The 19,353-nt window shown below is 72.6% G+C and carries 20 protein-coding genes and 1 pseudogene; 10 read left to right on the forward strand and 11 right to left on the reverse strand.

Annotated features, from left to right (window positions below; genetic code table 11):
• The first annotated feature begins 9 nt into the window (after positions 1-9).
• Positions 10-828 carry a serine hydrolase domain-containing protein gene (locus AB0I68_RS34355; RefSeq protein ID WP_363181350.1) on the forward strand — a complete coding sequence of 273 codons (819 nt, stop codon included), beginning with the start codon at positions 10-12 and terminating at the stop codon, positions 826-828.
• A gap of 98 nt (positions 829-926) precedes the next feature.
• Here the strand turns inward: AB0I68_RS34355 and AB0I68_RS34360 are convergent, their stop codons facing one another.
• The gene (locus tag AB0I68_RS34360; protein ID WP_363181315.1) at positions 927-1,580 is read right to left on the reverse strand and encodes a pirin family protein; all 654 of its coding nucleotides are present in this window, start codon (positions 1,578-1,580) and stop codon (positions 927-929) included.
• 80 nt (positions 1,581-1,660) lie between these two features.
• Between AB0I68_RS34360 and AB0I68_RS34365 the strand changes: the two genes are divergently transcribed.
• From AB0I68_RS34365 to fabF, 5 genes are all read left to right on the forward strand, one after another.
• Positions 1,661-2,866, forward strand: a complete 1,206-nt coding sequence (locus AB0I68_RS34365) for a helix-turn-helix domain-containing protein (protein WP_363181316.1) — start codon at positions 1,661-1,663, stop codon at positions 2,864-2,866.
• An 89-nt stretch (positions 2,867-2,955) separates the two neighbouring features.
• Positions 2,956-3,873, forward strand: coding sequence for an ACP S-malonyltransferase (locus AB0I68_RS34370; RefSeq protein ID WP_363181317.1), 918 nt, complete (start codon positions 2,956-2,958; stop codon positions 3,871-3,873).
• 19 nt (positions 3,874-3,892) lie between these two features.
• Positions 3,893-4,897: a ketoacyl-ACP synthase III gene (locus AB0I68_RS34375; RefSeq protein WP_363181318.1), complete on the forward strand. Its 1,005-nt coding sequence runs from the start codon at positions 3,893-3,895 to the stop codon at positions 4,895-4,897.
• 58 nt (positions 4,898-4,955) lie between these two features.
• On the forward strand, positions 4,956-5,204 hold the full coding sequence (locus AB0I68_RS34380; RefSeq protein ID WP_363181319.1) for an acyl carrier protein: 249 nt from the start codon (positions 4,956-4,958) through the stop codon (positions 5,202-5,204).
• Positions 5,205-5,283: 79 nt separating this feature from the next.
• On the forward strand, positions 5,284-6,549 hold the full coding sequence (fabF, locus tag AB0I68_RS34385; protein WP_363181320.1) for a beta-ketoacyl-ACP synthase II: 1,266 nt from the start codon (positions 5,284-5,286) through the stop codon (positions 6,547-6,549).
• A 64-nt stretch (positions 6,550-6,613) separates the two neighbouring features.
• Here fabF and AB0I68_RS34390 read toward each other — a convergent pair whose 3' ends face one another.
• A complete protein-coding gene (locus tag AB0I68_RS34390) occupies positions 6,614-7,108 on the reverse strand; it encodes a DUF3145 domain-containing protein (protein WP_030160508.1) in 495 nt (164 codons plus the stop codon).
• A 249-nt stretch (positions 7,109-7,357) separates the two neighbouring features.
• Here AB0I68_RS34390 and AB0I68_RS34395 point away from each other — a divergent pair, with 249 nt between their 5' ends.
• Positions 7,358-8,254: an SGNH/GDSL hydrolase family protein gene (locus tag AB0I68_RS34395; protein ID WP_363181321.1), complete on the forward strand. Its 897-nt coding sequence runs from the start codon at positions 7,358-7,360 to the stop codon at positions 8,252-8,254.
• 214 nt (positions 8,255-8,468) lie between these two features.
• Here AB0I68_RS34395 and AB0I68_RS34400 read toward each other — a convergent pair.
• Positions 8,469-8,771, reverse strand: a pseudogene (locus AB0I68_RS34400) (glycoside hydrolase family 3 C-terminal domain-containing protein); the annotation flags it as partial.
• Between the two features lie 162 nt (positions 8,772-8,933).
• Positions 8,934-9,584 carry a hypothetical protein gene (locus AB0I68_RS34405; protein ID WP_363181322.1) on the reverse strand — a complete coding sequence of 217 codons (651 nt, stop codon included), beginning with the start codon at positions 9,582-9,584 and terminating at the stop codon, positions 8,934-8,936.
• A gap of 139 nt (positions 9,585-9,723) precedes the next feature.
• On the opposite strand from AB0I68_RS34405, the gene AB0I68_RS34410 reads away from it, so the two are divergent.
• Complete coding sequence (locus AB0I68_RS34410; RefSeq protein ID WP_363181323.1) at positions 9,724-10,437, forward strand: carbon-nitrogen hydrolase family protein; 714 nt, start codon at positions 9,724-9,726, stop codon at positions 10,435-10,437.
• 55 nt (positions 10,438-10,492) lie between these two features.
• On the opposite strand, the gene AB0I68_RS34415 is transcribed toward AB0I68_RS34410, so the two are convergent.
• From AB0I68_RS34415 to AB0I68_RS34425, 3 genes are all read right to left on the reverse strand, one after another.
• Positions 10,493-12,085 carry a DUF2142 domain-containing protein gene (locus tag AB0I68_RS34415; RefSeq protein WP_363181324.1) on the reverse strand — a complete coding sequence of 531 codons (1,593 nt, stop codon included), beginning with the start codon at positions 12,083-12,085 and terminating at the stop codon, positions 10,493-10,495.
• Positions 12,086-12,098: 13 nt separating this feature from the next.
• Complete coding sequence (locus tag AB0I68_RS34420) at positions 12,099-13,754, reverse strand: hypothetical protein (RefSeq protein ID WP_363181326.1); 1,656 nt, start codon at positions 13,752-13,754, stop codon at positions 12,099-12,101.
• Between the two features lie 188 nt (positions 13,755-13,942).
• Entirely contained in the window at positions 13,943-14,527 is a 585-nt protein-coding gene (locus tag AB0I68_RS34425; RefSeq protein WP_363181327.1) for a DUF1707 and DUF4190 domain-containing protein, read from the reverse strand.
• 152 nt (positions 14,528-14,679) lie between these two features.
• On the opposite strand from AB0I68_RS34425, the gene AB0I68_RS34430 reads away from it, so the two are divergent.
• The gene (locus AB0I68_RS34430; protein ID WP_363181328.1) at positions 14,680-15,408 is read left to right on the forward strand and encodes a hotdog fold domain-containing protein; all 729 of its coding nucleotides are present in this window, start codon (positions 14,680-14,682) and stop codon (positions 15,406-15,408) included.
• A 223-nt stretch (positions 15,409-15,631) separates the two neighbouring features.
• Here AB0I68_RS34430 and AB0I68_RS34435 read toward each other — a convergent pair whose 3' ends face one another.
• The 3 genes from AB0I68_RS34435 to AB0I68_RS34445 form a co-directional block, all read right to left on the reverse strand.
• Complete coding sequence (locus tag AB0I68_RS34435) at positions 15,632-16,489, reverse strand: EI24 domain-containing protein (protein ID WP_363181329.1); 858 nt, start codon at positions 16,487-16,489, stop codon at positions 15,632-15,634.
• Positions 16,490-16,573: 84 nt separating this feature from the next.
• A complete protein-coding gene (locus AB0I68_RS34440; RefSeq protein ID WP_363181330.1) occupies positions 16,574-16,996 on the reverse strand; it encodes an organic hydroperoxide resistance protein in 423 nt (140 codons plus the stop codon).
• A 64-nt stretch (positions 16,997-17,060) separates the two neighbouring features.
• Complete coding sequence (locus tag AB0I68_RS34445; RefSeq protein WP_363181331.1) at positions 17,061-18,080, reverse strand: NADP-dependent oxidoreductase; 1,020 nt, start codon at positions 18,078-18,080, stop codon at positions 17,061-17,063.
• Positions 18,081-18,179: 99 nt separating this feature from the next.
• Here AB0I68_RS34445 and AB0I68_RS34450 point away from each other — a divergent pair, with 99 nt between their 5' ends.
• Positions 18,180-18,602, forward strand: coding sequence for a MarR family transcriptional regulator (locus AB0I68_RS34450; protein ID WP_363181332.1), 423 nt, complete (start codon positions 18,180-18,182; stop codon positions 18,600-18,602).
• Positions 18,603-18,614: 12 nt separating this feature from the next.
• On the opposite strand, the gene AB0I68_RS34455 is transcribed toward AB0I68_RS34450, so the two are convergent.
• Complete coding sequence (locus AB0I68_RS34455) at positions 18,615-19,334, reverse strand: hypothetical protein (RefSeq protein WP_363181333.1); 720 nt, start codon at positions 19,332-19,334, stop codon at positions 18,615-18,617.
• Between the last annotated feature and the right edge of the window lie 19 nt (positions 19,335-19,353).

Genomic DNA, 19,353 nt, shown 5'->3' on the forward strand with positions numbered 1-19,353 from the left:
GTGGAAGTCCTGCAGAGCCTGCGGATCATCGAGAACTGGCCGGTACCGACCGCCGCGGCGGCCGTCGTACGCGCCGACGGGAGCCTGGCCGGCTCCCACGGGCCCGTCGGCCACCGCTTCCCGCTGGCGTCGGTGACCAAGCCGCTCGCCGCGTACGCCGCGCTCGTCGCGTACGAGGAGGGGGCGATCGAGCTGGACGAGCCGGCCGGGCCCGAGGGTTCGACGGTCCGTCACCTGCTCGCGCACACCAGCGGGCTGGCCTTCGACGAGCACCGCGCGATGGCGGCGCCCGGTACGCGGCGGCTGTACTCGAACGCCGGTTTCGAGGTGCTGGGCGACCACATCACCAAGGCCACCGGCATCCCTTTCGCGGAGTACCTGCACCAGGCGGTGTTCGAGCCGCTCGGCATGGCGTCGACCACGCTGGAGGGCTCGCCCGCCAAGGACGGCGTGTCGACCGTCTCCGACCTCGTCCGCTTCGCCGCGGAGCTCCAGGCGCCCCGGCTGCTCGACGTGCGTACGGTCGCGGAGGCCACCTCGGTGGTCCACCCGGGCCTCAAGGGCGTGCTCCCGGGGTACGGGATCCAGTCCCCCAACGACTGGGGGCTCGGCCTGGAGATCCGCGACGGCAAGGCCCCGCACTGGACGGGCGCCTCGTCCTCGCCGCGCACGTTCGGCCACTTCGGGCAGGCCGGCACCTTCCTGTGGGTGGACCCGGACGCGCGCGCCGCGTGTGTGGCGCTGGCCGACCGCGCGTTCGGCCCGTGGGCCGTGGAAGCCTGGCCTCCGTTCACCGACGCGGTCCTCGCCGAGCTCGCCGGCCGCTGACCGCCGCTCGGCCGCGGCAGCCGGTCGGCCACGGCAGCCGAGCGGCCACGGCAGCCGAGCGGCTAGGGGGTGTCCGGCGGATCAGGGCCGGACACCCCCTAGGGCAGCTCCCAGATCAGCAGCTCCCCCGGGGACCCGGCGACGATCTCCAGGTCCGTTTCGCCGGTGATCCGCGCCGCGTCCCCGGGTCCGAGCTCCTCCCCGTCCAGGCGCAGGTCCCCGCGTACCACGTGCAGGTAGACCCGCTCCGCCGCCGGTACGGCGACCCGCTCCCCCGCGCCGGGCCTGCGTACGTGCAGGACGGCGCCGGCCGCGGGGACCTCGTACGGGGCGGCGTCGGCGATCCCGCGGACGAGCGTGTACGAGGGCTCCCCGCCCGAGGCAAGGGGCGCGAGCCACATCTGCACGAAGCGCAGCGGCACCGCGGCGTCGTTGCGCTCGATGTGCCGGGCGCCGGATCCGGCGCCGAGGTGCTGCACGTCGCCGGGCCCGACCAGGGTGCTCTCGCCGGTACTGCCCTTGTGGGTGAGCTCGCCCTCGACGACCCACGTCACGATCTCGGTGTGGCTGTGCGGGTGCTCGTCGAAGCCGGCGCCCGGGGCGAGGGTCTCCTCGTTGCAGGCCAGGACCGGGCCGAAGCGCAGGTTGTCCGGGTCGTAGAACCGGCCGAAGGAGAAGGCGTGCAGCGTGGTGATCCCGGCGCCCGGATCTCCGCCCCCGTACCGGTCGGCCCCGCGGCGTACGTCAATCATGGGGGTCACCGTAGCCCCCGGCGGGAGGCCGTCGTGGGACCGGACTCCGCGCCGCCGTCCCGATAAGGCAGTCTTGTCCCGTGCCCCAACCCGAACGTGAGCATTCCCCCGCGCATCCCGCTCCCGCCCATCCGCACGCCGCGACGCTGCGCCGGCTGGAGAAGTCCTCCGGCAGGCTCGCCGCCAACGCGATCGCCCGCATGGACGAGACCCTGCCGTGGTACCGGGCGATGCCCCCGGAGAACCGGTCCTGGATCGGCCTGGTCGCGCAGGCCGGTATCGCCGCGTTCACGGAGTGGTTCCGGCACCCGGAGACCCCGCAGGCGATCTCGACGGACGTCTTCGGGACGGCTCCGCGCGAGCTGACCCGGGCGATCACCCTGCGCCAGACGGTGGAGATGGTCCGCACGACGATCGAGGTCATGGAGGCCGCGATCGAGGAGGTCGCGGCCCCGGGCGACGAGTCGATCCTGCGCGAGGCGCTGCTGGTGTACGCCCGGGAGATCGCGTTCGCGACGGCCCAGGTGTACGCGCAGGCCGCCGAGGCGCGGGGGGCGTGGGACGCCCGGCTGGAGTCCCTCGTCGTGAACGCGGTGCTGTCCGGCGAGGCCGACGAGGGCGCGCTGTCGCGGGCCGCGGCGCTGGGCTGGAACTCGCCGGAGCACGTGTGCGTGGTGCTCGGCACCGCGCCGGAGGGCGACAGCGAGCTGACGGTCGAGGCGATCCGGCGCGCGGCCCGGCACCACAAGCTGCAGGTCCTGACGGGCGTGCTCGGTGACCGCCTGGTCGTGATCGCGGGCGGCAGCGACAATCCGATCCAGGTGGCGAAGTCGCTGATCGGGCCGTTCGCGGCGGGGGCGGTGGTGGCCGGTCCGGTGGTTCCGGATCTGCTGAACGCCACCAAGTCCGCGCAGGCCGCGGCGGCCGGGCTGAAGGCGTGTACGGCCTGGCAGGACGCCCCGCGGCCGGTGTTGGCGGACGATCTCCTGCCCGAGCGCGCGATCGCCTCGGATCCCTCCGCGAGGGAGCAGTTGGTGGAGGAGATCTACAGACCGCTGGAAGAGGCGGGGTCGGCGCTGCTGGAGACGCTGAGCGTGTATCTGGAGCAGGCGAGCAGCCTGGAAGGGGCGGCGCGGATGTTGTTCGTGCACCCGAACACGGTGCGCTACCGGCTCCGACGTGTGACCGACGTCACCGGCTGGTCACCGTCCGATGTCCGCTCGGCGTTCACGCTGCGGATCGCCTTGATCCTCGGGCGTCTGGCCGACGGCGATCAGCAGTCCTAGACTTTTGTCGGACATCAACAATTAGCCCGACGGTTCTTCGTCCCTGTCCCCACGGGCGGCGGGGACCATCCACAAGAGAGAGTGTGAGGGTGCTCGTACTCGTCGCTCCCGGCCAAGGCGCACAGACGCCCGGCTTCCTGACTCCCTGGCTCGAACTTCCCGGCGCCGCTGACCGCGTCGCCGTGTGGTCGGACGCCATCGGGCTCGACCTTGCCCACTACGGCACGAAGGCCGACGCGGACGAGATCCGCGACACGGCGGTGGCCCAGCCGCTGCTGGTGGCCGCCGGTCTGCTGTCCGCCTCCGCCCTGGGTTCACGTACGGCCTTCGGTGCCGTCGCGGGCCACAGCGTCGGCGAGATCACCGCCGCCGCGTACGCCGGTGTGCTGTCCGACGCGGACGCGCTGTCGTTCGTACGGACCCGCGGTCTGGCCATGGCCGAGGCCGCCGCCGTCACCGAGACGGGCATGGCCGCGGTGCTCGGTGGCGATCAGGACGTGGTCGTCGCGCACCTGGAGAAGCTGGGGCTGACCCCGGCCAACATCAACGGTGCCGGCCAGATCGCGGCCGCGGGCACGGTCGAGCAGATCGAGGCCCTGGTGGCCGACAAGCCCGAGGGCTCCATGAAGGTCGTCGCCCTCAAGGTCGCGGGCGCCTTCCACACGCACCACATGGCTCCTGCGGTCGCCACGCTGGAGAAGGCCGCGCAGGCCCTCACTCCGGCCGACCCCGAGCTGACGTACGTCTCGAACAAGGACGGCCTCGTCGTCGCCACGGGCGCCGACGTCGTCGCCCGCCTGGTCGGCCAGGTCGCCAACCCGGTCCGCTGGGACCTGTGCATGGAGACGTTCCGCGAGTTGGGCGTCACCGGGATCATCGAGCTCAGCCCGGGTGGCACTCTGACGGGTCTGGCCAAGCGTGCGCTCAAGGGCGTGCCGAACGTGGCCCTGAAGACCCCGGACGATCTCGACAAGGCCGCGGCGCTCATTGCCGAGCACGCGGCCTGAGAGAAGGAGCCCACACAGCATGTCGAAGATCAAGCCTGCCAAGGGTTCCCCGTACGCCCGCATCCTCGGCGTCGGCGGCTACCGCCCGACCCGCGTGGTCTCCAACGAGGTCATCCTCGAGACGATCGACTCGTCGGACGAGTGGATCCGCTCCCGCTCCGGTATCGCGACCCGGCACTGGGCCTCGCCCCAGGAGACCGTCGCCGCGATGTCGGTGGAGGCCTCCGGCAAGGCGCTGGCCGATGCGGGCATTTCGCCGGAGCAGATCGGTGCCGTGATCGTCTCGACGGTCTCGCACTTCAAGCAGACCCCGGCTGTCGCGACCGAGATCGCACACCGGGTCGGAGCGGTCAAGCCCGCCGCGTTCGACATCTCCGCGGGCTGCGCCGGCTTCGGCTACGGCCTGACGCTCGCCAAGGGCCTGGTGGTGGAAGGTTCCGCCCAGTACGTCCTCGTCATCGGCGTGGAGCGGCTGTCGGACCTGACCGACCTGGAGGACCGCGCGACGGCCTTCCTGTTCGGCGACGGCGCCGGCGCCGTGATCGTCGGCCCCTCGGACGAGCCGGCCATAGGCCCCACGGTGTGGGGTTCGGAGGGCGACAAGTCCGAGACGATCAAGCAGACCGTGCCGTGGGACGAGTACCTCGGCAAGGACGGCGGCGAGAAGTTCCCGGCCATCACGCAGGAGGGTCAGGCGGTCTTCCGCTGGGCCGTCTTCGAGATGGCCAAGGTGGCCCAGCAGGCGCTCGACGCGGCCGGGATCACCGCGGAGGACCTGGACGTCTTCATCCCGCACCAGGCAAACATGCGGATCATCGACTCGATGGTGAAGACTCTGAAGCTGCCGGAGCACGTCACGGTCGCCCGTGACGTGGAGACCACCGGCAACACGTCGGCCGCCTCGATCCCGCTCGCAATGGAGCGGCTCCTGGCGACCGGAGCGGCGAAGAGCGGCGACACCGCGCTCGTCATCGGCTTCGGGGCGGGACTCGTCTACGCCGCGACGGTCGTTACCCTCCCCTAGGGCCCGGGATCCACATCCCGCCCTGTTTCACCCCAGTTAGCTATAGAAGGAGCGCCACATGGCCGCCACGCAGGAAGAGATCGTCGAGGGTCTCGCGGAAATCGTGAACGAGATCGCCGGTATCCCGGTCGAGGACGTGAAGATCGAGAAGTCCTTCACCGACGACCTGGACGTCGACTCGCTCTCCATGGTCGAGGTCGTCGTCGCCGCCGAAGAGCGCTTCGAGGTCAAGATCCCGGACGAGGACGTCAAGAACCTCAAGACGGTCGGCGACGCCGCCGACTACATCCTGAAGCACCAGGCCTGAGCCTGACGAGCGTTTGTCGCCACCCGGCGGTGGCGCCGTGACAATTCAGCACCCCCTGAGACGTGGAGAAAGAATTCCTGTGAGCCCGACCAATCGCACCGTGGTCGTCACCGGTATCGGCGCAACCACTCCGCTGGGTGGCGACAGCGCTTCGACCTGGGAAGGTCTGCTCGCCGGTCGTTCCGGCGTCAAGCCCCTCGAGGGCGAGCGCTTCGCCGAACTCCCGGTCCGTATCGCCGCACCCGTAGCCGTGGACCCGAGTGAGGTCCTGCCGCGCCCGCTGGCCCGCAAGCTGGACCGCTCGGCCCAGTTCGCCGTCATCGCCGCCCGCGAGGCCTGGGCCGACGCCGGCTACACCGCCCCGGCGGGCGAGGACGCGGCCATCGCGCCCGAGCGCCTGGGCACCGTGATCGCCTCCGGTATCGGCGGCGTCACCACCCTGCTCGACCAGTACGACGTACTGAAGGAAAAGGGTGTGCGCCGGGTCTCCCCGCACACCGTCCCCATGCTCATGCCGAACGGCCCTTCGGCCAACGTCGGCCTGGAGGTCAACGCCCAGGCGGGCGTGCACACTCCGGTCAGCGCGTGCGCCTCGGGCGCCGAGGCCATCGGCTACGCCGTCGAGATGATCCGTACCGGCCGCGCCGACGTGGTCGTCGCCGGCGGCACCGAGGCGGCGATCCACCCGCTGCCGATCGCCGCGTTCGCCAACATGATGGCGATGTCCAAGAACAACGAGAACCCCCAGCAGGCCTCCCGCCCGTACGACAAGGCCCGCGACGGCTTCGTCCTCGGCGAGGGCGCGGGCGTCGTCATCCTGGAGTCCGCCGAGCACGCCGCCGCGCGCGGCGCCCGGGTGTACTGCGAGGTGCTGGGCCAGGGCCTGTCCGCGGACAGCCACCACATCGCGCAGCCGGAGCCGACCGGCCGCGGTGTCGCGGCCGCGGTGCAGAACCTGCTGGACAACACGGGTCTCGACCCGGCCGAGCTGGTCCACCTGAACGCGCACGCCACGTCGACCCCGCAGGGTGACACGGCCGAGCTGAAGGCCCTGCGCAAGGTCCTGGGCGACGACCTCGACCACATCGCGATCTCCGCGACCAAGTCGATGACCGGTCACCTGCTGGGCGGCGCCGGCGGTATCGAGACCGTCGCGACCGTGCTCGCGCTGTACCACCGGATCGCCCCGGCGACCATCAACGTCGACGAGCTCGACGAGGACATCGACGCGGACATCGTCGTCGGCGAGCCGCGCAAGCTGCCGGCCGACGGCCCGATCTCCGCGATCAACAACTCGTTCGGCTTCGGCGGCCACAACGTCACCCTGGCGTTCCGTACCGTCTGACCGGCACCCGCATGCGGAAGGCCCACCCGGTGAATCCGGGTGGGCCTTCCGCATGCATGCGCGCTCAGACCACTTGGTGGAGCCAGCGGACCGGGGCGCCCTCGCCCGCGTAGCGGAAGGGCTCCAGCTCGTCGTCCCAGGGCTTGCCGAGCAGTTTCGCGATCTCCGCCTCCAGGTCGGTCTCGCCCCGCGCGGACCGGGCGAGGGCGGCGCGCAGCCGGTCCTCGGGGATCAGGATGTCGCCGTGCATGCCGGTGACGGCGTGGAAGATACCGAGCTCCGGGGTGGAGCTGTAGCGCTCGCCCTCGGCGGTCGGGCAGGGTTCCGCGGTCACCTCGAAGCGCAGCAGGTGCCAGCCGCGCAGCGCGGAGGCGAGCTTCGACGCGGTGCCGGCCTCGGCCTGCCAGGAGAACTCGGCTCTCCAGGTGCCGGGGGAGGCGGGCTGCCTGATCCAGTCGAGGTTCACCCGCACCCCGAGCACGCCCGCAACAGCCCACTCCACGTGCGGGCAGAGCGCGCGCGGTGCGGAATGCACGTACAGAACTCCACGTGTCGTCACCGGGACCTCCAGTGTGGGACGAGGTCGGGAATAAACTCCAGAAAACGGACAGTATGTGACGTGATGTAATCTAACGGAAATTATTTGACATTGCGCTACGGGACCTGCGGCCGAAACGCCACGGGAAAAAGCTACCGTGCGCCAGGGGTCATGGTGTGACGTACGGTCGGTCCGAGGCCGCCAAACCCAGAGCATTCACTCAGCAGGACGCCCCGGAGGACGTGGGGCGACGAGGAGGGGAACCACCCGATGCGCACCACCGCCATGCGCCGCCGCGCGCGTCGGACTCTCGGGGGCGCGGCGGCGGCGATGGCCGTCCTGGCCGGGGCGCTGAGCGGGTGTCAGTCGGACGGGTCGGCCACGGAGGGTGAGCGGGGCGCGCAGGCCGGGCCGCGCTGGAACACCGCGCCCGCGTCGATCGCCGCCGTCGGCGACTCCATCACGCGGGGTTTCGACGCCTGTTCGGTGCTGGCGGACTGCCCGGAGGTCTCCTGGGCCACCGGAAACGACCCCGCCGTCCACTCCCTCGCCACCCGGCTGCTCGGGGAGGCCGAAGCGCCCGCGCGCAGCTGGAACTACGCGGTGACGGGCTCGCGGATGGCGGACCTGGCGGGGCAGCTGGCTTCGGCCGCGGAGCACAAGCCCGACCTGGTCACGGTGATGGTGGGCTCGAACGACGCCTGCCGCCCGTCGGCTTCGTCGATGACGCCGGTGGCGGATTTCCGGGCCGGGTTCGAGAAGGCCCTCGCCGGTCTGCGGGCGGCTTCCCCGGCCTCCCAGGTGTACGTCTCCAGCGTGCCGGACCTGCAGCGGCTGTGGGAGCAGGGCAAGGACAGCCCGATGGTGCGGCAGATCTGGAAGCTGGGGATCTGTCAGTCGATGCTGGCGGATCCGCTGTCGGCGGCGGCCGGGGCGACGGCCCGGCGCGAGCAGGTGCGGGCGCGGGTCGTCGAGTACAACGAGGTGCTCCGCGAGGTCTGCGCGAAAGACGCGCTGTGCCGCTACGACGGCGGTGCGGTGTTCCAGTACCCCTTCGCCGCAGACCAGTTGAGCCACTGGGACTGGTTCCACCCGGGCAAGGACGGACAGGCGCGGCTCGCGGAGCTGGCGCACCGCCAGGTGACGGCGGCCGAGCCGCCGCGCTGACGGACCGGCCGGGGACCGGAGGCTTGGGGGGTACCTCCCAGCGGTAGCTGGAAGAGTGTCAGGGCCCGCCCCCGGTCCGGTTCACGGGTGGTTTCCGGCCACTCGGCGCGGCGCCCCAGACCTCCAGGGTCGCCGTGAGCCGGGTGTCGCCGTGGGCGTGGCTCGCGCGGACCTCGTACGCGCCGCCGATCCGCCGCCAGCGGCGGGCCGGCTAGGTGGTGGGAAGCCGCCCGCCCGGCTCCGCGTGCCCGAGGAGTACGTCGGCCAGCGCGGCCCCGCCCTCCTGCCCGGGGAACCAGGTCAGGAGTACGGCCGCCACCTTGTCCCGCCACGGCAGCTCCACCGGGGAGCCGGCGTTGACGACGACCACGGTGCTGGGGTTGGCGGCGGCGACGGCGCGCACGAGGTCGTCCTGGCGGCCCGGCAGTGCGAGGTCCCGCCGGTCGAAGCCCTCGGACTCCACGCGCTCGGTGGTGGCGACGACCACGACGGCGGTGTCGGCGGCGCGGGCGGCGGCTCCGGTCAGGGCGACGGTGCGGCTGGGGGCGGCGTCCAGCGGCAGGGCGGAGGCGGCCGGCGCGGCGGGCGAGCGCGGGGTCCCAGGAGGCGGCGAGCGCCGTCGGGGAGGTGACGCTGCTGCGGGGGCCGGAAGCGGGGTGAGAACGGCTCAAGGGCTCCCTCAGGGCCGGCCCAGCAGCGGGTCGTGGACGGCGCAGGGCGGGCGCCGGGCCGGGACGGGGACCCGGTAGTAGACCCGGTCGCGCAGGCGTCCCGTCCAGGGCTCCCGCTCCGAGCGCCGCTTGACCAGGAGGTGGCGGCTGCTGCCCGCCTTCAGGTGGGTGCGGTACGCGCCGAGCAGCGGGTCCGCGGGGCCGAGGAAATCCCGGATCTGGTCCTCCACCAGGCAGAACGGGCAGTCCGCTCCGGGCGGCACGTGGAACTGCCGGCCCTCCGGGTGGGCGGCGTCGGCGAAGGCGGTGAGGACGAGCGAGCCGCCGAACACCACGCACACGCCCATGACCTGGGGGCCGGTGGCGTTCGCGGCCTGCCGGACCAGACCCCGGAAGGCGTCGGTGTCGACCCGCTGGATCCGGGCCGCCAGGGTCCGCATCGCCGCGTGCAGGCTGTGGACCGCGGCCGCCAGGGACACGAGGGCGACCGCAACCACGGCCCAGGGCGGCCCGGTGGCCGCGAGCAGCCACAGCACGCCCGCGTTCAGGAGGGCCATGAGGAGCACCACCACCCGCAGCCCGACGCCGCTCGTGCGGACCACGCCGTACGACACGACCAGGAAGGCGCCGGCGAGGACCGGGTGGATCCAGTCGGGCATCAGCCGATCCTCCGTCAACTGCGGTGAACACGCGGTCCGTTACAGCATCACTCCGCCGCGCTCCCCCGTCGACCCCCCGCGTCGGCCCGCACGTCGGCCCCCGCGGCCGGATCCGCGGCCGGGCTGGCATGCTGGGGTCGTGAAGATCGCCGCAGCCCAGCTCACCTGCATCCCGGCCGGGATACCCGCCAACACGGAGCGGAGCGTCGCGCTCGCCGCCGAGGCCCGGGAGCAGGGCGCCGAGCTCGTGGTGTTCCCCGAGTTCACGCTCACCGGCTACGAGCTGGAGGCCATGGACGCCGACCCCGGCCTGTGGATGGCGGATGCCGACGACCCCCGCCTGGATCCGCTGCGGTCCGCCGGCATCGCCGTCGCGGTCAATGTCGCGCTGCGCACCACCGGCCCGCTGCCCGCCATCGCGACCCTGGTCTACGGGCCGGACGGCCGGCACGTGACGACGTACGCCAAGCAGCACCTGTACGGGCACGAGCAGGGCGTCTTCGCGGCCGGCGAGAGCCAGGGCCGCTTCGAACTCGGCGGGATCCGCTTCTCCCTCGGCGTCTGCTACGACAACCACTTCCCGCAGCTCACCGGCCGCGCGGCGGCGGACGGCTGCCGGGTCCACCTGGCGAGCTCCCTGTACGGGACGGGCGACGGGATCCGGGAGCGGGCCACCGTGTACCCCGGGATCGCCCGGGAGCACGGGCTGTACGTCGTCCTCGGCAACCACGTCGGTCCGGCGGGCCCGTGGACCGGCTGCGGCGGTGCCGCGCTCTGGGCTCCGGGCGGCGCACTGCTGGCCGAGGCGGACGACCGTACGCCCTCCGTGGTGACGGCCGAGGTCGGCGCCTGACGGCCCGACGGCCCGGCAGCCCGACGGCCGACCGTCACCCGGGGGTCGATCGGGGTCAGCCGATCGCCGGCACCTTCGAGTGCCGACCGGAGCGCACGCCGCCGTCCCGCTCCGCCGGATCGTCCCCCGGAACGGGCTCGCGGTCCCGCATCAGCGCCGGCAGCACCAGGGCGAACGCCGCCGCCGTGTAGACGCCGGTCCACAGCACCCAGCCGCCGGGCGGGACCCAGTGGGCCGAGAACGGCACCCAGGGGCCGCTGGTTCCGACCGCGAAGCGCCGTAGCGCCCAGAAGAACGCCGCCGCGTTCGCCAGCGCGAGCCCGGCCGCGCCGAAGCCGACCAGCCTGCGCCACGGGAAACCCTGCTCGGGCGCCCGGCTCGCGCAGATCAGCACCGCCATCAGCGGCAGGCCCACGGCGAACGGCAGCAGGTAGCGGCCCTGCCAGACCATGCCGAGCTGCTCCGCCTGGGAGGCCTGCGCGGCCACCGGCACCACCACGATCGCCACCAGCATGCCGATCAGCGCCACCGCCTCGCGCCCCCGGCCGTACGCCAGGCCCAGCGCCGTGACCACCGCGATCACCCCCAGCCAGACCAGCCAGGTGAAGGCCGGCGCCGGAGTGTCCAGCCAGCCGAAGTAGCCGAGCATCTGGTGCACGTACGTCTCGGTGTTGCCGAAGGTCTGCCGGGCGGCCTCCTTGGCGGTGAGCGTCTTGGGCGTGTTGATCACCGAGTGGTCGGGGTGCTGCCCGGCCCACAGCAGCGCGCCGGCCGTGGCCGCGCCGAGCAGCGCCGTCCAGACCCACAGGGCCTTGCGGCGCAGCACCGAACGCAGTACGCCGCGGTGCGCGAGCAGCAGGCCGAAGAAGACCGCCCCGGCGAACCAGATCAGTCCGAGCGGGCGGATGTTGATCAGCACCAGCCCGCCGATGCCGACCCGGGCCAGCCGCCGGTTCAGCAACCGCGGATCGGGCGACATCAGGATCGACAGCAGGGCGGTCCACACGAGGATGCCGGCGGCGATCTCACCACCGCTGGGGTTGACCATGCCGGCCATGTACAGGGCCATCGGCGTGGCCGCGGTGAACACGCCGAGCACCGCCAGCGAGCGCCGGCGCCGCCACTCGGCGGCCGTGACGACGGCACTGGCCAGCAGCGCCGAGCAGAGCGCGGCCGACATCAGCCGCATCAGGTACAGCCCGTGCGGGCCCTTGACCAGCAGGCTCGGCCAGCCGGTCGCCAGGTAGTAGGCCGGGTGGTAGCGGCCGGCCGCGGTGGTGACCTGGACGGTCTCCTCGGAGTGCCCGATCCTGGGGGCGCAGGAGGCGGGCTTGTCCTCGTGCCACGCGTAGCACTCGTGCTGCGTGGGGAGCTGCTTGTACCACTCGGGGAGCTGCACCCCGGTCTCGGCGAACTTGCCCTCGATGCCCGCCACCCTGTGCGGAACCATCACCTCGGGGCCGCCGATCTGGCCCCGGGCGACAGCGGCCGCGCGGATGAAGTGGGCGTGCTCGTCGGGGGAGCCGCCGAGCGGGCTGGCTGCGGACCAGGAGGCCGCGAGCGTGAAGAACAGCGCGAAGGCGATGGCCCAGAGCCGCTTGGGGGTCCGGGCCGACCAGTCGGCCAGGCGCGTCGGTGCGGAGATCATCGCTTCCTTCTGATCATCGGACGTAGCTCAGCCAACTCTGGTCGCCGTCCTTGGAGCACTCGTGCTTGGGCGCGAACTTCGGGCACTTTCCGTCCTGCTGCCGGATGGTGTGCGACACCCAGGGCAGGATCCGGTAGGTGCCGTCCTGGGCCGGCATGTACCGGTCGGCCATCGAGGAGGAGACCGTGCCGAGGAGCAGCAGGAGGGCGCAGAGGGTTCCGATCACCGCGCCCTCGCGGCCGGGGAAGCCCGGCGCCGTGCGCCGCTCGGCCAGCTTCAGCGAGACCATGTGCGCCACCAGTGCGCACAGGATCAGACCGCAGTACAGCAGCTGGTTGTCGGTGCGCGTGTACAGCTGGACCGTCTGCGTCTCGTACATGTGCGAGGCGATGTACATCCGCATCACCCATGCGCTGATGAACATCGCGGCGATGGTGACGACCAGCGGCTTGCGCAGCCCCAGCCAGATCGCGGCGCCCAGGCAGACGAAGGTCACCAGGGCGAACAGCCCGACCCCGCCGAACTCCCCGGGCGGCGGCCAGTCGCCCACCTTGCCGGGCATGTCCGTGCGCCACATCAGGTAGTAGGCCGGGTCGGTGAAGTTGTCGAAGCGGAAGTTGTAGTCCTTGGTGGTCTGCCCCTCTTTCAGCATGACCATCAGGTAGCGCCCGGCCACCACGAGGAAGGCCGCCAGGGCGGTGCCCATGAAGGCCGCGCCCTTGAGCCGGCCGGTGCGCCACGGGAAGTACAGCAGGGCGGCGAACAGCACGCCGGCCGCACTCCACAGGAACCAGCCCGAGTACGTGAGGAACAGCACGCCCAGCAGTACGCCGAACCCGGCGCCCTTGAGGAGCAGCGGCCGCCAGCCCTCCGTGCCGCTGCGCCGCAGTGACACGACCATCGCCACCAGGACCGGGACCAGCAGCACCAGCACCGTCTGGCTGTACGGCTTGTACGAGTCGATCAGCGCGAAGGCGGGCACGACGCCGAAGGCGAGCGCCCGGACCGGGCTCAGCAGCATCCGCCAGGCGAGGTAGACCAGCGGCCCGAAGGCGGCGGCACCGAGGATCTGCAGGTCCTTGAAGGCGTACGCGGTGTTGCCGCCGTGGAACCACTCGGCGTAGTAGCCGAGGGTGTACAGCGGCATCGGCGGATAGACCGGCGAGCCCGAGGGCTGCCCGTTCGCGACGGCGTGGGCCCATTCGACGATCCGGCCGCTGTCGCCGTTGAGGCCGAACATCGGCCACGGCGTGCCCAGCAGGGCGACGACCGCGCCCGCCGCGACGAAACCGCTGGCCAGGCCCGCGACCGCCGCGGCGGCTATCCGGGTGGCCAGATCGAAGTGGCGGCCGCCGCGCAGCCGCATCGCCAGCACCACGGCGGCGACGAACAGCAGCCCGATCAGCGCGAACCGCAGCTGGATCGCGGCCAGGCCGCTGACCTGCGCGATCCGGTTGAGCGGATTGAGCTTGAGACCACGTGCCAGGAGCGGGAGGACCAGCGCCGCGGCGAACGCCACGGCGGCTTCCAGCAACAGGAGCCCGCCGCGGGAGCGCAGTGCGCGCCGCGGGGCCGGACCCGAGGACTCCGAGCTGCTGAGGGCGTGTGCGGCCGGTCCGCTCGGGGGACCCGGGCGCACGGCCGCCGACCCCTCGGTACTGACTGTCACTGACGGTGTCCCTACTGCTGGTCGGTACTCGGCGCGACGGCCGGTCGTCGTTCTCGGCAAGCCACTGCCCGGATCCGGGCCCGCAGGTCCGATGCTCCGGACGAGGGCGGCGGACTCAAGGACGGTGTGGGACAGCCTCGGCTCTTGCCGCCACGCATACTATCGGGCCGCCTATAACGGGCGGGGTGTCAGTTGAGGGCCCCGAATCCGGCGAGCACGAAGAGCAGCACCCAGCCGCCCAACGACAGCCAGCCGAGCACCAGGCCGATCGTCGCGGGCGCGGCGCCCTCGTCGCCGCGCGCGCGGATCTGCGCCTTGGCGATGTGGCCGGTGATCACGGCGCCGAGGCCCGCGGCGCCGAGCGTCGGCAGGCTGAGCACGCCCAGCGCGAGCGCGGCGATCGCCATCCCGTTGACCGGGCGGGCCGGCACGGGCATCGGCAACGGCATCGGCATCGGCCCGTAGGCGGGCGGCAGGGCCGCCGCCGCGGCGCCGAACGGGGCCACCATCGGCCCGGCCGGCAGGTCCGCGACCAGCTGCGCGAGCTGGCCGTACGTCTGTGCCTTGTACGCGGCGTCGAAGCGCTGCCCGTACTCCTCGCGGGAGAGCCGGCCCTCCGCGTAGGCGGCCTTGAGCACGTCCACCGTCCGGTCGCGGTCGGTGTGCGAGGCGCGCATCGCGGACTGCGAGGTGTGTACGGGCTGCCACGGCTGCCCGTACGACTGCTGCTGCGGGTGGACCGGGTACGACTGCCCCCACGGCTGTTCGGCCATCCGGCCACCTCCGAAGCCCCTGCGCGCGGTGCGCGTCTCTCCAGGATGGAGGACGAACGGGCAACCGCGATAGTTGCCGGTCCCGCGGCCCGACGCCTGTGGCGAGCCCGACGCGCTGTGACGAAGGCGACGTGTGTGATGAGGTGGCGGGCATGACCGACTTCGAGACGATCACGGTTCCGGCTCACCTCTGCGGATATCCCGGGGTGGCCTTCGGCGGCTATGTGGCCGGGGTGCTGGCCACGCGGGCGGCCGCGAAGACCGTACGGGTGGACTTCCGCCGGCCGGTGCCCACGGACGCCCCGGTCCGGCTCGCCCCGACCGCCGACGGCGGCGTCGAGCTGCTGGACGGCGAGCTCCTGCTGGCGGTGGCGACCCCTGCCGAGCCGGCCGTGGAGGCCGCCGAGCCGCCGTCCTGGGAGCAGGCGCAGGCGGCGGCCGACGCGTACCGGGCGGCTCCTCCGGACGGAATGGTCGACTGCTTCGGCTGCGGTCTGCACCGCACGCCCGCCACCGGACTGCGCCTGCACTGCGGTCGGGTGTCCGCCGCCGGGCTCGTCGCCGCCGCCTGGACCCCCGGTCCCGAACTCGGCGACGCGGACGGACTGCTGCCGCCCGAGCTGGTGTGGGGCGCGCTGGACTGCCCGGGCAACGCGGCAGGCCGGCTGCTCGACGACCGGCGGGCCGGTGCGGTCACGGCTGCCCTGACCGCGCGGCTGCTGCGGCCCGTGCGGGTCGGCGCGGGCCTGGTCTCGTACGCCTGGCTGCTCGGCACCGAGGGCCGCAAGTACCGCGTGGGCACGGCCCTGGCCACCGCCGACGGCGATCTGTGCGCGGTCGGCGAGGCCCTGTGGGTGGAACCCGCGCCCAGGCCTAGCTAGCCGTACCGTCCGCGGAGCCGGTTCGGGGAGAAGGTGCCGGGTTCCCCATGCGCCCAGGGCCTCCGGGGCCGCGTTGAGCTCCCGGCCCGGCGGGGTCAGCGCGTACGCCACGCGCGGCGGCCCTCGTCGCGGACCTCGCGGTGGACCGTGCCGTCCCTCTCCGGCGCACGCAGCCGGGCCGCGGGCACCTTCTCCGAGACGCGCCGGCGGATCGGGCGGCGGTCTACGCGTAGTACGCGGGCGGCGGCGGTCCGAAACCCCCGGCGGCACCCCCGGCCGGAGCCCGCGTGCCCGCGTCGGTGGCGGTGTCCTTCTCCGTGTCGGTCCCGGCCGCCGGAGCCTCGTCCTCGCCGGTCAGGTCCCGGACCATCAGCGTCGCCCCGGCCACCGCACCCGGCATCAGGAACACCGCCACCAGCGGCACCAGGAACGCCAGCACCAGCGGGACGCCGAAGCCGAGCACCAGCATCCGCCGTGTCCGCAGCAGGGCGAGCCGGTCGGTGAGCTCCACCTCGCGCCGCTGCAGCGCGACGGCGGTCAGCTCCTCGGCGAGGAAGAACCCGGACACGCAGAACCCGATCGCCGGGATGACGGTCTGCCCGATCACCGGGATGAACCCGAGCGCGAAGAGCAGGATCCCGTACAGCAGCACCCGGACGAGCACCTTCACGCTGTCCCGGGCCGAGATCCACAGCTCCCGCCAGAGCGGGAGCCCGGACTCCGGGGCGTGGCCGCCCTCGCTGCGGTCGACCTGCTCCGAGAGGGACTCGTAGAACGGCTGGCCGATCAGCAGGGTCACGGCGGTGAAGGTGATCACCGCGACGAAGAGCCCGAGGCAGAAGACCAGGGCGGTGAGGAAGCCCCGGAACAGCCCGAGCCACGGCGCGGACCAGCCGTCGGCGAAGGGGGTGGCCCAGGCCGTCAGGTCGTCGGCGCCGTAGCCGAGCCCGACCAGTGCGCCGGCGTACAGCACCAGCGCGACCAGTCCCGGCAGCAGGCCGAAGCCCAGCCAGCGGCCGTGCCGCAGCACCCATCTCTGTCCGGCCAGCAGGTAGCCGAATCCCCCCGCAAGATCACGCATGGGGGCAAGTTTAGGGCGGACGGCACACGGCGAAGGCCGCACCCAGGGGTCGGGGTGCGGCCTTCGCGCGGAGCGCGTGCCGGATCAGACGGCGAGCTCGACCGTGATGTTGCCGCGGGTCGCCTTGGAGTACGGGCAGACCTGGTGGGCCTTCTCGATCAGGTCCTTGGCGGTGGCGGCGTCCACGTTCGGGATCACGGCGGAGATCTTGACGATGATGCCGAAGCCGTCGTCGTTCTTGCCGATGCCGACCTCGGCGGTGACGGTGGAGCCGGAGATGTCGGCGTTCTCGTTGCGGGCGACGACACCGAGGGCGCCCTGGAAGCAGGCGCTGTAACCGGCGGCGAAGAGCTGCTCCGGGTTGGTTCCGGCGCCGCTGCCGCCCAGCTCCTTCGGCGGGTTCACGACGACGTCGAGCCGGCCGTCGTTGGTGGCCACGCGGCCGTCACGGCCGTTCTCGGCGGTGGCGACAGCGGTGTAGACGACGTCGGACTGCTGGATGGACATGAGAAGAGATCCTCCTGGTAATCGCCGTGACTCGCGCCCACGATCACGACGGTGTGCAGTGAGCCTAGCCGGTGAAAGAAACGATCATCTTTCCGGTGTTGTCGCCGCGCAGCATTCCGAGGAAGGCCTCGGTCGCGTTCTCCACGCCCTCGACCACGGTCTCGTCGGCCACGAGCTCACCGGAACGCAGCCAGCCGGCGACGTCCTGGACGAACTGCGGCTGGAGCCCGGCGTGGTCGCCGACCAGCACGCCCTGCAGGCGCAGCCGCTTGCCGATGACCAGGGCCAGGTTGCGCGGGCCGGGGGTCGGCTCGGTGGCGTTGTACTGGGCGATCGCCCCGCACAGGGTGGCCCGGCCGTGCACGTTCAGGGAGGAGATGGCGGCCTCGAGGTGGTCTCCGCCGACGTTGTCGAAGTAGACGTCGATGCCCTCGGGGGCGGCTTCCTTCAGCTGCTCGGCGACGGGGCCGTTCTTGTAGTTGAAGGCGGCGTCGAAGCCGTACTTCTCCGTGAGGAGCGTCACCTTCTCGTCCGAGCCGGCCGAGCCGATCACTCGAGAGGCGCCCTTGATCTTCGCGAACTGGCCGACGAGGCTGCCGACCGCGCCCGCCGCGCCGGAGACGAAGACGGAGTCGCCCTCCTTGAAGGAGGCCACCTCGAAGAGGCCGGCGTAGGCGGTCAGGCCCGGCATGCCGAGCACGCCGAGGTAGGCGGAGAGCGGTGCGAGCGAGGCGTCGACCTTGGTGGCGTGCTTGGCGTCCAGGTCGGCGCACTCGCGCCAGCCCAGGCCGTGCAGCACGTGGTCGCCGACCTCGAAGCCCTCGGCGGCGGAGGCCACGATCTCGCCGACCGCGCCGCCGTCCATCGGCTTGTCCAGCTGGAAGGGCGGGATGTACGACTTCACGTCGTTCATCCGGCCGCGCATGTAGGGGTCCACGGACATGTGCAGGTTGCGCACCAGGATCCGGCCGGGGGCCGGGGCCGCGACCTCGACCTCGCGCAGGGCGAAGTCCTCGGCTACGGGCCAGCCCTGCGGGCGGCGGACGAGGTGCCACTCGCGGCTGACGGCAGGGATCTCAGACATGGGCGCTCCCGAATCGAGGAATCGACGAATACTTCAGTAACTGAAACAACCATGCGCCTGGATATTTCATGTTGTCAAGTAAATGGGTACGCTGGATCCATGCCCAGTCGTCGCGTAGATCCCCTGACCCTTGAGGTTGTCGAGCTCATCGGCACCGTCGTGGCCCGCTACCACGAGGAGTACGAGCACGCGGCAGCCAGCCACCAGCTCACCGGCGCCCAGGCCCGGGTGCTGAACCTGCTGTCCCTGGAGCCGATGCCGATGCGCCGGATCGCGCAGCAGCTGAAGTGCGAGCCCTCGAACATCACGGGCATCGTGGACCGGCTGGAGTCGCGCGGCCTGGTCGAGCGCAGGCCGGACCCGGCCGACCGCCGGGTCAAGCTGGCCGCCCCGACGGAGGAGGGCCTGCAGACCGCGGACCGGCTGCGCGAGTCGCTGGACTTCGCGCGCGAACCGCTGGCCGGGCTGTCCACGGCCGAGCGGGCGGTCCTGCGGGACCTGCTCAAGCGGATGCTGGGCTGAGCCGCAGGCGGCTCAGCAGAAGAAGATGAACCAGCAGCCGCCCTTGGTCGGCGTGGGGCTCGGGCTCGGCGCCGGAGACGGCGGCTGCGCCGTCCCGGAAGCGCTCGGGGAGGCCTTCCCCGACTGACCGGGCTTTACGGACGGCCCCTTCCCGGTGGCACCCTTCGTCGGCCCCGTCTTCCCCGGTGCGGAGGCCGACGACGACGGACCCGGCTGCGACGGCACCTCGGCGGACGCCCCGGGCTGGGCCGGCTGCGTTCCGCCCGCGGCGGCCTTCGCGGTCACCGAGGCCTTCACCGGCTTCAGCGCCGAAGGCGCGGCGGGAACCCCGTCGCCGCTCGGCAGCGGAGCCGGGTCCTGCGGGCCGTTCCCGTCGGTGAGCACCACCTCGGCGGCCCGGTCGGTCTTCTGCCCCTCCGTGACCATCCGGGCGAGCGCGACCGTGCCCCCGACCGCGACTGCCAGGCCCAGCCCGACCGTCAGCATGGTCCGGCGGCGCCGGCGGTGCGTGGCGCGGCGCCGCGCACCGGACCGGCCCCGGTGCGCTCCGGACAGCACGACGATCGAGTCCGCGAACGGGTCGGCGGGCTCCGGCGGCGCGGAGCCGTACGGGGCGGCGGGCACGGCAGGGCCACCGGGCGCGACGGGCGGCAGGTACTCGACCGGGGTTCCGCACCCGGCGCACGCCAGAGCGCCGTTGAGGTGCCTCCGGCATGCGTGGCAGTAGTCCATGACGTCCGCACGCTACGTG

Origin of the sequence: Streptomyces sp. NPDC050448 (assembly GCF_040655295.1) — a bacterium.
Taxonomy (GTDB): domain Bacteria; phylum Actinomycetota; class Actinomycetes; order Streptomycetales; family Streptomycetaceae; genus Streptomyces.